Annotated in this window: 10 protein-coding genes and 1 pseudogene; 8 read left to right on the top strand and 3 right to left on the bottom strand. The window is 62.3% G+C overall.

The window, feature by feature from the left end; genetic code table 11:
• The first annotated feature begins 3 nt into the window (after positions 1-3).
• The 8 genes and pseudogenes from CE491_RS25730 to CE491_RS25770 all read left to right on the top strand — a co-directional run bounded on the left by CE491_RS25730 (position 4) and on the right by CE491_RS25770 (position 10,441).
• Positions 4-933, top strand: a complete 930-nt coding sequence (locus CE491_RS25730; protein WP_110951155.1) for a FecR family protein — start codon at positions 4-6, stop codon at positions 931-933.
• A gap of 172 nt (positions 934-1,105) precedes the next feature.
• On the top strand, positions 1,106-3,604 hold the full coding sequence (locus tag CE491_RS25735) for a TonB-dependent siderophore receptor (protein WP_110951156.1): 2,499 nt from the start codon (positions 1,106-1,108) through the stop codon (positions 3,602-3,604).
• Positions 3,605-3,823: 219 nt separating this feature from the next.
• A complete protein-coding gene (locus CE491_RS25740) occupies positions 3,824-4,480 on the top strand; it encodes a peroxiredoxin-like family protein (protein ID WP_110951157.1) in 657 nt (218 codons plus the stop codon).
• Between the two features lie 144 nt (positions 4,481-4,624).
• Positions 4,625-5,509, top strand: coding sequence for a LysR family transcriptional regulator (locus CE491_RS25745; protein ID WP_110951158.1), 885 nt, complete (start codon positions 4,625-4,627; stop codon positions 5,507-5,509).
• Between the two features lie 253 nt (positions 5,510-5,762).
• Positions 5,763-6,677 carry a LysR family transcriptional regulator gene (locus CE491_RS25750; RefSeq protein WP_110951159.1) on the top strand — a complete coding sequence of 305 codons (915 nt, stop codon included), beginning with the start codon at positions 5,763-5,765 and terminating at the stop codon, positions 6,675-6,677.
• Between the two features lie 288 nt (positions 6,678-6,965).
• The gene (locus CE491_RS25755) at positions 6,966-8,276 is read left to right on the top strand and encodes an MFS transporter (RefSeq protein WP_110951160.1); all 1,311 of its coding nucleotides are present in this window, start codon (positions 6,966-6,968) and stop codon (positions 8,274-8,276) included.
• 95 nt (positions 8,277-8,371) lie between these two features.
• Positions 8,372-9,376 (top strand): M14 family metallopeptidase, encoded by a 1,005-nt coding sequence (locus tag CE491_RS25760; protein ID WP_110951161.1) that lies wholly within the window; start codon positions 8,372-8,374, stop codon positions 9,374-9,376.
• A gap of 385 nt (positions 9,377-9,761) precedes the next feature.
• Positions 9,762-10,441: pseudogene (locus CE491_RS25770) on the top strand (GNAT family N-acetyltransferase).
• Between the two features lie 73 nt (positions 10,442-10,514).
• On the opposite strand, the gene CE491_RS25775 reads toward CE491_RS25770, so the two are convergent.
• From CE491_RS25775 to CE491_RS25785, 3 genes are read right to left on the bottom strand one after another with little or no spacing between them, the layout of a single operon-like run.
• The gene (locus tag CE491_RS25775) at positions 10,515-11,114 is read right to left on the bottom strand and encodes a class I SAM-dependent DNA methyltransferase (RefSeq protein WP_110951163.1); all 600 of its coding nucleotides are present in this window, start codon (positions 11,112-11,114) and stop codon (positions 10,515-10,517) included.
• Entirely contained in the window at positions 11,111-11,872 is a 762-nt protein-coding gene (locus CE491_RS25780) for a PIG-L deacetylase family protein (RefSeq protein ID WP_110951164.1), read from the bottom strand. Before CE491_RS25780 ends, CE491_RS25775 begins: the two co-directional genes overlap by 4 nt.
• Complete coding sequence (locus CE491_RS25785) at positions 11,869-12,912, bottom strand: acyl-CoA dehydrogenase family protein (RefSeq protein WP_110951165.1); 1,044 nt, start codon at positions 12,910-12,912, stop codon at positions 11,869-11,871. The genes CE491_RS25780 and CE491_RS25785 overlap by 4 nt, the downstream gene beginning before the upstream one ends.
• Between the last annotated feature and the right edge of the window lie 254 nt (positions 12,913-13,166).

The raw sequence follows: 13,166 nt of genomic DNA on the forward strand, positions 1-13,166 counted from the left end.
CGGATGATTCACGAAGCGGCAGAGTGGCTGACCCTGCTCAACGATGAACCAGTCCGCGATGAGGATCGTCGGGCGTTCGAGGCCTGGTGCCAGCGGGACGCCAGACACCTGATGGCGATGGAACGCATGCGTGCATTGTGGAGCAGCCTCGACGAAGTTTCCTCAGCGCCCGCGCGCATCGCCCTGAATCGCGCCTTCTCTCGCTCCAGATCCCCATTTGCCGCCCGTACTGTGCAAACCCTTGCCCTGCTCGGCGTACTGGTGTGTGGGTGGGCCGGTATGGATCGTCTGCCGATCTGGTTCGCCGATCAGCGCACTGGGGCAGGGGAGCGCCGCGAATTTCAGCTGGCCGATGGCAGCCAGGTTCAGCTCAATAGCCACTCGGCGCTGGACGTCAGGTTCGATGGAACGCAGCGTACGGTCGAGTTGCTGGAAGGCGAGATGTGGGTGGTGGTCGCCAAGGACGCGCAGCGGCCATTCGTGGTTCGCACCCCTCAAGGCACGGCGACTGCCCTGGGTACGCGTTATCTGGTCAAGCGTGCCGAGGATGGATCGACCGTGGTGACCGTCATTGAGTCGGTGGTCGCGACCCAGTCTGGAAACTCGGACGTGGTAAAGGTCAAGGCAGGGGAGAAGACCACGCTCAAGGACGGTCGCGTGCAACCGCCGCAGCCGATCGGCAATGACGACCCGACCGCCTGGACCCGCGGCGTGCTCAAGGTTAATGACCGGCCATTGAGCGAGGTGCTGCAGACCCTGGCTGGCAATCGTCGTGGCTTTCTGGAATTCGATGAGCAAGCGTTGCAGGGGCTTCGGGTGTCCGGCCTGTTCCGCCTCGATGACACCGATGCCGCGCTGGCGACTCTGGCGGATAACCTGCCGATCAGGATCGAGCGGTTTACCGATCTGTGGGTGGTGGTGAAGCGGCGCTGAGCAGATCGACCGCCACGATACTTCGTTCCTACAGCTGGGCATTTGCCCCAACTCATCACAGGCTTAACCCCCCCCCGGCCTAACCTTTTTAATGAAACTCACTCTCATCCCTTGCCCGATTTCCAAACCTGCGCGTCATGGTTAGTAAGCCCCCCTTTTAACAGGAACATCCATGTCACGCGCTGTCAGTCCGCTGCACCCTCTGGCCTTCGCTGTACTGATGGCCTGCGCCGCCGTATCGGCACAGGCCGTCGAGCCGTCTTCTTCCAATAACGCTGCCAGCGCGGTGATCCGGTTTTCGGTCCCGGCGGGCGATTTGGGGCAGGCACTGAACACCTTCGCCGAGCAGGCCAGTCTGTCCCTGGCGTTCGACCCCGCACTGACCCAAGGCAAGCAGACGGCGGGCGTGAATGGCCAGTTCAGCGCGGCCGACGCCTTGGTACAGCTGCTAGGCGGCAGCGGTTTGCAAGCGCTGGCGATTTCCTCCAGCCGCTACCGCATCGAACCCGCTCCGGTGGTGGCCGACGGTGCGCTGGAGTTGTCCGCCACCAGCATCGACGGCGCGTATCAGAGTGAAAGCCCGACCGGCCCGGTTACTGGCTTCGTTGCCAACCGCAGCCTGACCGCGACCAAGACCGACACCTCGCTGGCCGAGACCCCGCAGTCGATTTCCGTGGTCACCAAAGACCAGATGCGCGCCCAAGGCGCAGAGAGCCTGACCCAGATCCTGCGTTATACCGCCGCCGTGGTCCCGGAAACCCGCGGCTCGACCGCCTCGCGTCTGGACATGTTGACCATTCGCGGTTTTTCCCCGGCCACCTACCTCGACGGCTTGCGCGTGCCGAGCAGCCGCGACGCTCAGCCGCAAAAAGACGCGTTCGACCTGGAACGCGTGGAGGTCCTGCGCGGGCCATCTTCGGTGCTGTATGGCCAAGCCAGCCCCAGCGGTGTGATCAACATGGTCAGCAAGCGTCCGACCGATACGCCGTTCCACGAGATCGGGGTCGAGTACGGTACCTTCGCCAAGAAGCGCACGACTTTCGATGTCAGTGGCCCGATCGACGACGACGGTAAATATGCTTATCGCCTCTCGGGGCTGTACGACGATGAAGACGGCCAGATCGAACACACCGAAAGCCGTCGTCAGTCCATCTCCACCGCCTTCACCTGGCGCCCGGACGAAGACACCTCGCTGACCCTGCTCGGGCATTTCCAGCAGGACCCCAAAGGCGCATCCTACGGTTCGGTGCCTGCATTCGGCTCAGTGTTGCACAGCCCGATCGGGCGGCACATCGATGTCGATTTCTACGACGGCGACAAGCGTATCGAGAAAAGCGACCGCGACTATTACTCGGTCGGCTACCTGTTCGAGCATCATTTCAACGATGTGTGGACCTTCCGCCAGAACGCCCGCTACCTGCGCAGCGAAGGCACTTATGCCAGCCTCTATAACGGCAGTGACGGCCTGCGCCCGGACTATCGCACCATCCCTCGTTACACCATCGCCTCCGACGTCGATCTTGACGCCTACACCCTGGATAACCAGGCACAGGCCAGATTCGATACCGGTCCTGTGCAACACACCGTGCTGTTCGGCGCCGACTACCAGAACACCACCACTGACACCAGGACCGGCTATGGTTCGGGGCCGACGCTGGACATCTTCGATCCGGTCTACACCGGCAAACTGCAGACCCCGGCGTACACCACCGACGGTACCCAGCGTAACCAGCAGAAAGGCCTCTATCTGCAAGAGCAGATGAAGTGGGACAAATGGGTGCTGCTGATGGGCGGGCGCTACGATTGGGCGACCAACCACAGCAGCACGCTGAACCTCAACAACCGGACCAAGAGCAAGACCTCGCTGGACAGCGAAGCTTTCACCGGACGCCTGGGCCTGGTCTACCTGTTCGATAACGGCATCTCGCCGTATGTCAGCTATTCGGAATCGTTCGAGCCGCAGTCCGGCACCGGTTTCGGCGGCTCGGTGTTCAAGCCGACCGAGGGCAAGCAGTATGAAGTGGGCATCAAGTATCAACCGCCGGGGAGCAACAGCTTCATCACCGCGGCGGTGTTCGACCTGATCCAAAGCAACGTGCTGACGCTGGACTCCGATCCGACCCACATCTGTGGCTCCGGCACCTGCCAGACCCAGAGCGGCGAGGTGCGCTCCCGTGGCTTTGAACTGGAAGGCAAGGCGAGCCTGAACGACAACTTCGACGTCACCGCCAGCTATGCCTATCTGGACAATCGGGTCACCAAGTCCAACAGCACCGTACTGTACAACCCGGACCCTGCGACCGGCGCGACAGTCTCCGCCGACGAGAAGGGCACCACCAGCTATGGCGTTCCACGTCACACCGCCTCGGCCTGGGCCGACTACAGCTTCCATGAAGGCCCGCTGCGCGGCTTTGGCGTGGGTGGCGGCGCGCGCTATGTCAGTTCCTCGGAAGATGCCTTCAATACCCTGAAAGTGCCAGGCTACACCCTGTTCGACGCGGCGGTGCACTACGACATCCCGCACATCAACTCGCTCAACGACAACCTGCGTCTGGCCATCACCGCGACCAACCTGGCGAACAAGGAATACGTCGCCTCGTGCTACTCATACGCATGGTGCTGGTACGGCTCGCAACGGACGGTGCAGGCGAGTGCGACGTATCGCTGGTAGAAACGCAGGTGGTCGCAACGACGCGTGCTTCGTGGGAGCGAGTGCAAACCCGCTCCTGCAGGATGACCGCCGCCCGGCCCTCGAGGAACGATGCAACAGGCTGCCTGGCGATATTCCCCGACGGCATGAATGTTATCGCCCGGCGCTGCCTACCGGGGCGTGGCTTGGATTGAGAGCATGACCTCGTCACTTCATTCATCCCCCACAAGGAATACCGTCATGACGCTGCAAGCCCGCCTCGACGCTTTCAAAGCCGACTTCGTTGCCGGCAAACCGCCTTACAATGCACCCCCTCAAGTGCATGCCATCATGAAGCGCGCCACAGAGCAATTGATTGCATCCGGCCAGGCGCAACGTGCGCTAAAGGTGGGTGACAAGGCACCGGTCTTCACCCTCGACGACCCGGACGGCAACCCGGTTTCGTCAGCGGACCTGTTGAGCAAAGGCCCATTGGTCATCAGCTTCTACCGGGGTGTCTGGTGCCCTTACTGCAACATGGAGTTGCAGGCACTGGAAGCCACGCTGGCGCAGTATCGTGAACTCGGTGCGAATCTGGTGGCGATCTCGCCGCAGGTCAAAGCCAACAGCCGCAAATCGGTTCGTCAGAACGCGTTGACGTTCCCGATCCTCAGCGATGAAAAAAGCCGGGTCGCCGAGGCATTCGGTTTGCGCTTCAAGCTGCCGGATTACCTGATCGACCTGTACAAGGGTTTCGGCAACGACCTGCCGGCGTTCAATGACGATCCGGCCTGGGTCCTGCCCATGCCAGCACGCTTCGTGATCGGTCAGGACGGTCTGATCAAGTACGCCGAGGTCAACCCGGATTACACGCAGCGCCCGGATCCAACTGAGCTTCTGCCTACTTTGCGCGGCTGATATTCGCCGCTGAGCGAGCGCACTACAGTACCGGCTACCCAATGCCGCCAACCCGTTTGGCGGCATTGTGCGTTTTACCGGTTTTGCAGCGGCGGCGCCGATCGGCGATGCTGCGCGTTGACTGAGGACAAACGAGGAGCGCTGATGGACCGTCTGGCCGCGATGGAAACCTTTATCTGTGCCGTGGAAACCGGGTCTTTCTCCGCCGCCGCCAGGCGTCTGGGCGTCGGCCAACCGGCGGTGTCCAAATCCATCGCTGCACTGGAGGATGCCCTCGGCACCCGGCTGTTGTTACGCACCACGCGCGGCTTGACGCCAACGGAAGCCGGGCAGACCTATTTCGAAGCCGCCAGGCGCGCGATCGATCAAGCCAACGAGGCCGACGCAGCCGTGCGCGGCGCAGGTTCGGGCTTCACCGGGCGCTTGCGGGTCAGCGCCGCCGTGACCTTTGCCAGCCTGCATGTGGTGCCGTACCTGGGACCGCTGCTCAAACAACATCCGCAACTGAACATCGAGGTGATTCTCGATGATCGCAGCGTCGACCTGGTGGAAGAGGGCATCGACGTCTCGTTGCGCATGGGCGCGCTTGCAGACTCCTCGATGACGGCGAAAAAGATCGCCCAGGGCAAACGCCGAATCATCGGCACGCCAGCGTATTTCGAGTGCCACGGGATTCCAGCGCATCCCCGGGACCTGGCGGCTCATCAGGCCGTGATCTACGACCGCGGTATCGGTGGCGACCTCTGGGAAATGAGCAAAGGCCAACACATGTTCAGCGTCTCGGTGCAAGGGCGCCTTCGGGTCTCCGCAGCGGAGGGCATCAGAGCCGCGGTGCGCGCCAACCTGGGGCTGGCGATGGCCTCGGAATGGATGTTCGCCCCGGAACTGGCCAGCGGTGAAGTCGTCACCGTGCTGGACGACTGGGCATTGCCGCCGATCGACCTCTGGGCCGTGTTTCCCGCCGGGCGATTGACCAGCGCCAAGGCCCGAGTGTTCGTCGATTATGTGGCGGCGTTATTCAACGGCTGAGTTCGATAGCTGAGGCCGACATCTGTAGGCGTCCGGCTTGCCGGCGGTAGCGATCGGACCATCGCTGTCCCGGCAAGGCGGACTGCTACAGAGCAGGGGAGACATCCTCAGCGATTGACGTTTTTCTGCAAGTGAGCCGGGTAGCGATCACCGTGATGTCGATTGGCCTGTCAAGTGGCCGATGCCCCATGACAAGCGCCGACGCATATGCGCAAATGCCCGCATCAGGTCACGACACTGGACAGGACAACCGATGCAACTGGAATGGCTGGAAGACTTCATCGAACTGGCGCGCACCCGCAGTCTGTCGCGGGCGGCGGAGAATCGTTGCGTGACGCATCCGGCATTCGGACGGCGTATCCGAGCGCTGGAGGACTGGGTCGGCGCGCCCTTGGTGGAGCGCAAGCAGCCGTTGTCGTTGACCCCCGCCGGCCTTTTGTTTCTCGACGCCGCGAGCCAGTCGATGGAGTTGCTGCTGGCGGCCCGGGCGCAATTCCAGAACATTGGCATCAACCGCGACCAACCGCTGCGCATCGCCACGGGCCGAACCTTGGCCAGCGTGTTTTTTCCGGACTGGTATCAGTCGCTGCGTGAGCGCTTTGGGGCGTTTCCGGTATCGCTGGTCACGGGTGGGGCGCAGGAGGCGATCGTCAAACTGACAGCGGGAGAAGTCGACCTGCAGCTGATTTTCTCCAGTCCTCTGACCCGCATCCTGATCGACAGCGAGCGTTTCGATTCGCGGGTCCTGGCTCAGGAACAATTGCTCCCGGTAAGCGCGCCGGACGCGCAGGGGCGGCCGATGTTCTCGATCGACGCCGACAGCGATGCGTCGAGCATTCCGTGGCTGGGTTTCTCGCCGACCCTGTCGCTGCGCGGCGTGCTGGCTCAGCATCTGGCTCGGGTGCCGCAACGTTTGGCTTTGCGCATGATCTATCAGGCCGACTCGTACGAAGCGATTCTGGAGATGGCCAAACGCGGCAGCGGGTTGGCGTGGCTGCCGCAGATGGTGGTCAAGGAGGCGCTGGCGTCAGGACAGTTGCTGATCGCCGGCGGTCCGCAAATGCAGATCGGGTTCGATATCTCGCTGCATCGCCTGCGTGCCAACCGGAGCGAGCGGGTGATGCGGATTTGGGAGGGGTTGGCGTCACCCGTGGGCTCCCAGGGGTGATGCACTTTTCTCGTGCGCTCTGAAAAAACCTGCGACCCATTACCTGCTCCCGATCCCTGCCACAAAAGCCCGTGCCAAATAAGCTCAAGCTTGTGCCCAATCAGCAATTGTCCAATCGCTGCGTCTGTTACACCGTGGCGTCGGGCCGGGCACTCACGAAGGCGTAGATCTTCGATCGGTGTCCGGTTGTTTTCAGCCAATAACAATGACTGCCGTCCAGTTCGCCGGGTGCCCTGTGCCTCGTGGACGTGATCGCCAACTGTGAAACAGACCCGGAAGCCATCCTTCATGACCACTCATTCTTCAACCGTGAGCGCAGCCTCGTCCACTGACCGGCGAGGACCGTGGAAAGAGATCGTCGCCGCCAGTTTCGGCAACGCGCTGGAGTTCTACGACCTGTTGATCTACGGCTATTTCGCTGTGGTCATCGGCAAACTGTTCTTCCCTTCGGACAACGAAACCACCTCGCTGCTATTGGCCGTCGGCTCGTTCGGCATCTCGTTTCTGATGCGTCCGCTGGGGGCCATCGTGCTCGGCTCATATGCCGACCGGGCCGGGCGCAAAGCCTCGCTGACCCTGTCGATCCTGATCATGCTGGTCGGCACCGCGTTGATCACCTTCACCCCGTCGTACCAGCAGATCGGGTTGGCGGCGCCGCTGCTGATCGTGGTTGCGCGTATGCTCCAGGGGTTCTCCACGGGAGGTGAGTTCGGCGCGGCGACGGCCTTCATGGTCGAGCACGCCGACGCCGGCCGTCGCGGGTTCTTTGCCAGTTGGCAGCTGTCGACTCAAGGCTTGGCAACGGTATTGGCGGCCGGTGTCAGTGCCTTGCTCAGCTACCTGCTCAGCGATGTGCAGCTGAGCGAATGGGGCTGGCGCGTGGCGTTTGGTGTCGGTCTGTTGATCGGCCCGGTGGGCTTTTACATTCGCAGTCAGATCGACGAGACCCCGGATTTCCAGAAAGTCGCGGTCAGGACCGAACCGAAAACCCCGCTGCGCGATGTGCTGATCAAGGGCCACGTCAGCCTGTTGCTGGCCATTGGCGTGGTGGCCGGAGCGACAGCGTTCAACTACGTGCACAAGCTGTACATGCCGACTTACGCGCTCAAGCAACTGCAGATCGCCGCTACCTCGTCGTACCTCGGCGCGCTGGTGACCGGCATCACCCTGATGATCATGGCGCCGGTGTTCGGCAGCCTGTCTGACCGCTACGGCCGTTTTCGCGTGCTGACCGTGGCGTTGCTCATTACCGGGTTGTCGTCCTACCCGATGTTCGTCTGGCTCAACCACTTCCCCAGCGTCTCGACGTTGCTGATGGTTCAGGCCGTGGTGGGCGTGCTGATCGCAGCCTCCCTGGGGCCGATTCCCGCGATGCTCGCCGATATCTTCCCGACCAGCATTCGCGGCACCGGCCTGGCGTTGAGCTACAACTTTTCGGTCACCCTGTTCGGCGGTTTCGCGCCGCTGATCGTGACCTGGATGATCGATGCCACCGGCAGCAAACTTGCCCCAAGCTTCTACGTGGTCGCCACCTCGCTGGTCAGCGTCATCGCGGTGATCGTCCTTGGGCGACGCATGCGTCACAGCAAGCCGGCCTGATCTGAACTCTATCTTTCCCGTCAACGAACCAAGTGCTGCCGAACCCGTAAAGACAGGTCCCGGTGTGCGTATGCCATTGTCTGTTGGAGACTGAAATGAAGACCCTGGAGCAAGTCCGCGCTTCCCTGAAACCCTACCCGATCGAAGTGGAATTTCCCGATATCCAGCGCTGGAAGGAGGGCACCGATGGCGTCGATTACGTCCATACGTTCGACAGCGGAGTGGCCGGTCCTCACGTGATGATCATGGCCCTGACCCACGGCAACGAAGTCAGCGGCGCGATCACTGTGGATGCCTTTCTCAAGCGCGAACTGCGTCCGCTCCGCGGCCGCCTGACCCTGGCGTTTGGCAATGTCGAGGCTTATCACCGTTTCGATCCGCAGGACATCGACGCCACCCGTTATCTGGACGAAGACATGAACCGCGTTTGGCTGGCGGACAAGCTGGACGGCGATCAGGATTCCGTCGAACTGCGCCGGGCGCGGCAGTTGCGGCCCGTGATCGAGACCGTCGACCTGCTGCTGGACATCCACTCCATGCACGAAGAAGCGCCCCCCGTGATGATGTGCGGCGCGCAACGCAAAGGCCTGGATTTCGCCGCGACCCTGGGCGTGCCGCAGACCGTCGTGGTGGATGCGGGACATGCCAATGGGCGGCGCCTGCGTGATTACCAGGGGTTCAACGACCCTGCCAGCGCGAAAAACGCCTTGCTGATCGAAACCGGCCAGCACTTTTCAACACGCAGCCGCGAAGTGGCGCTGGACACCGCCGCACGCTTTCTGGTGACCACCGGGGCCGTGTTGCCTGACGACGTTGCGGAGTTCATAAGCGATGAAGCTCCAATGCCTCAGCGCTTTCTCGAGGTCACCAGCCCGGTGGTCGCGCGCAGCATGGATTTCAGCTTTGTCGAAGACTTCCGCGGCCTGGAGGTAATCGAAAAAGCCGGGACAGCGATCGCCCATGACGGCCCAACCTCAATCGTCACCCCCCACGATAACTGCGTGCTGGTGCAACCCTCGTTACGGCACCTTGGCGTTGGCGTGACGGTGGTGAGATTGGCGAAGATTCTGGACGTGGCGCCGGAGCAGCTTTCGTTCTGATGAGGCGGAAATGGCGATGAAGGCCAGGACGGCAGCGAAGGCGATGGGTCAGTTGCAGATAGGCTGCCCGATCCTCCGCGTCCGTTGCCGTCGCAACCTCCGACGTCTCCTACAGGTCCTGGGGCATACAGGAATCTTGCGTGTAGCAGAATTCCTTGTCGCAGTCCGGTTGCTACAGAGGATCGCGTCAGTAGCCCTGCCGTTTGCCGTCGCTCGTCCTGGGCGACAGGCCAGACACCGCTGAACGCGACGTGGGCGCAGGCCAAAGCAGGAGCACATCGATATAACGGACATACGCATAAAACGTAGCGCCAAGGCACGCAGGCTCGGGATGCCACCAAGAACGGTTATGATGCCCAAGCCAGCCCCTCGCCAGAGCCCCATCATGTTCACCATCACCCGCCTTGAAAACACCCCACCCGAATCCATCGACAGCCAAATCATGCAAATGGTGGTCGACTACATCACCGACATCAGTATGGTCGCCATCGCCCCCAGCAACCCCCTATATCCCCTCTACCAATATGGCGTCGGCCACGAAGTCCACCAATACCTCCAGGCCATGAACGGCTCGCGCGGCTTCCCGGTGGAGCTCATCATCGCCTGAACGACCAGGATCCATCCATCGTCTCAGGCTTCCTGCTCTATCTTCCCGTGCAAGGCGACCCCGAGGCCTGCTCTGTCGCCTACATGGCCGTCAAAACCGACCAACGACGCCGCGGCATCGCCCGCGCCATGCTGCAAAAGATGCTCGAACGCTACCCCCACGCCGAACTCGCCTGCTTCGTGAACAAAGTGCCGTACTTCGAAGCGATGGGCTTCCAGATCCACGACGCCCGTGGCCCGCAAGTGCTGATGAACAGCCGCGACCACCAGACCGAAGGGCTGCTCGCAGTACTCGACATCGCACCTATCTACAACTCGGTGCAAGTGAGACAAATCCACGCCTATCTGCTCAAGCAACACGGCAAACGCGCCATGACAGACGCGGAAAAACAGCGCGATAGACAGCTGGACCAGATGACGCGGCAAGCGCGATTGTTTGTGCAGCAGCGTTCAGGTTGAGGCCCGAAACCCTGTAGGTCGTCAACGGCGCCGCTGCCGGCAAGCCGAGCTGCAGGGCGATCGTCAAGGCACCTCAGCGAACCTGCTCGTCCAGATCAAAGCTCCCCGGCTGTTTGCTCCATATCTGCAACATAAAATCCGGCTCCTCATGCCGGACCACTGGCTGGAGCTGCAAATGCTCGGCAAGCAATGCGTGTGCCTCTCGCCCCAGCATAGGAGCGCCTTCGATGGGGTGCAGCCAGTGACAGGCCAGTACCGCGCCATCCGGAGAGAGGCTGGCTGCGATACGTTCGACCACCTGAACGAACAGCGCAGGCTCCAGGTAGTAAGCCCATTCACTGACCACGATCAGATCGAACTGGGCTTCAGGCCAATCCTGCGGCAAACAACCTTCGACAACCGTCGCCCGAGGAAACTGATTCAACCGTTTGCGCGCCAGCGCCACGGCCCTCGCGCTCATGTCCATGCACAGCAACTCATCGCAGCGCTCTGCCAGGCGCAAACTCAATTCGCCATTGGCACAACCGGGTTCGAACACACGGGCATAGCGCTGACGGGGCAGGGCGGCGAGGGTCAGGTCGCGCTTGCGTTGTTCGTACCAGCGGGCGCGAAAGGCCCACGGGTCGTCGCTGTCAGCGAACAGTTCATCGAAATAATCGGCAGGAAGGCTCACAGAAATACCAGTTCGAAAGGCTGCAGCAGGCGCTCCAGCGTAGTGGCGTCGAGCACCGGCGCAGCGCCGGTGCTGGTGTCGGTTTGCAGCTGGCTGGCGTGGGAGGTGATCGCCTTGCGTTTACGTAACAGTTGCTCATCGGTAAGCAGCAGCTTGCGCGCCCGATCCCACGGAATGCGCGGGTCATTGGGCTCGGCCCAGTGCCAGGCCCACACCGGCATTTCCAGTAAGGTCGCTCCTGTATTGGCGGCAGCCTGGGCGGCACAGTGACCGACCGCCTCGTGATCGCAGTGACCGTCATGACGCCAGGTGCTGAGCAGCACGTCACTGGGGCGCAGGTCTTCGCTGAGCAGTGCAATCAAGGATTCGGCGCGCTCGGCGACCTGGCCGTCGATCATCTCCAATCGCTGCCAACTGAAGCGTGACAATTCAAGCCCCAGTTGGGCAATGGCGTATTCGCTCTCCAAGCGGCGTTGCGGACGCAGTCGCGATTGCGGCCATTGCGACGAGCCCGGATGACTGCCTTCGCCATCGGTCACCGATATGAGTTGAATATCTTCCTGCCGCTCTGCCATCGCTGCCAGCATGCCGCCGCAGGCCAGCACTTCGTCGTCCGGGTGTGGGGCGAGCACGATCAAGCGCGAGCCCGATGGCACCAGCGCATCCAGCGTAATCGACTGCACACCGCGCAACGCCGTGCTGCTTTGCCATTCGCTCAAGGGCGTGCCTTGAACGCCGAAAGGCAACTGTTGAGTCATAGCGACCAATCCTCCGTGCCGCGACGGGTCAACAGCTGCCCGAGTTGCGCGAGATCGCGTTCGGCATGGCTCTGGCGGATGAAAACCGGCAAGTCCACTGCGAGCCGGGCGAACTGCGGGTCTCGGCAGAAAGGCGTCGCTCCCAACGCTCGTCCGACGTGGCGGCAGATCTGCTCGACAGCCATTTCCACCTGCGCCCGCACGCGCTGCACCGCTAGCCGTGCATCCTCCCGGGGATGGGCGTCGATCCAGTACGCGCAGTCCCTTAACGCGGCCGATGCCCCATAAAGAGCGGCGTCCACCGCGCCCAAATGTGCATCGGCATGTTCATCGGGGCGACCCTGCTGACGCTGCTGATGGAGTGAGCGTGCCAGCGAGGTGGCCGCGCCGTACCAGGCCGCGGCGATTCCCCCGCCGCCCTGCCAGAAACCGGGGCGGGACAAGTACGCGCCGCTCTCGCCGATGCACAGGCCCACGGCATTGTCGAAATGCAGATCCACGCTGGCGGTGTGGGCCATCCCCACGGCCTGCCAGGCTTGTGCATCGATGGTGACACCGGGCTGATCGAGGCGTACTGCGACCAACTGAGGCTGGTCATGCTGCTGATCCTTGCCACCCCAGACGGTGATCAGCGCGTAGTCGATCTGTTGCGCACCTGAACACCATGCCTTGCGTCCGTCGAGCCGCACCTGGTCGCCTTGCCTGTCGCTGGCCAGCACCCGCGCCGAGGGTGGTTCAGCGGCCCATACGCCCCAGATCCCCGGTTCGGCAAACGGCTCGCAACCGAGCTCGCGCAGAATCGCCAGGGCATCGGTGTGGCCTTCATAGAGTTTGAGCAGTGAAAGATCGATGCCGCCTACCGTCGCCAACCGCTGCCAGCGGGTCAGGGTTTCGCCGCTGCCGGGCAGTGGCAAACGATCCAGCCCACGCTCGATACACAGCCTCATGGCGTCACGCAGGCGATCGTCGCTGGTCGGCGCGTTGGGACGGCGGGCGAAATCCGCCAGAACCGCGTCAAGTCCTTGTGAATCATGGCCCATGCCTGAAGTGCTCCTGCCGGTTGCCGAGCCTGCGCGACGTGCGCGGGCTGCCCATTGATTCGGCAGCTGCTGACGCAGGGGGTTCCAACAATCTGAGCCGGACAGAGAAAGTCGAACGCTTTGTCGGCAAGTCGTGCAGCTATGGGCTGTGTCTCTCAGGTTTTTTATTGGCCCAAGCCACCTGTGCTGCGCGGTTTTGTCGCACCCGGCAGTCCGGGCTCTTGCCATGTCGTGAGGCCTAACGCTGTAGAATC

The organism is Pseudomonas bohemica, from assembly GCF_002934685.1.
Classification (GTDB): domain Bacteria; phylum Pseudomonadota; class Gammaproteobacteria; order Pseudomonadales; family Pseudomonadaceae; genus Aquipseudomonas; species Aquipseudomonas bohemica.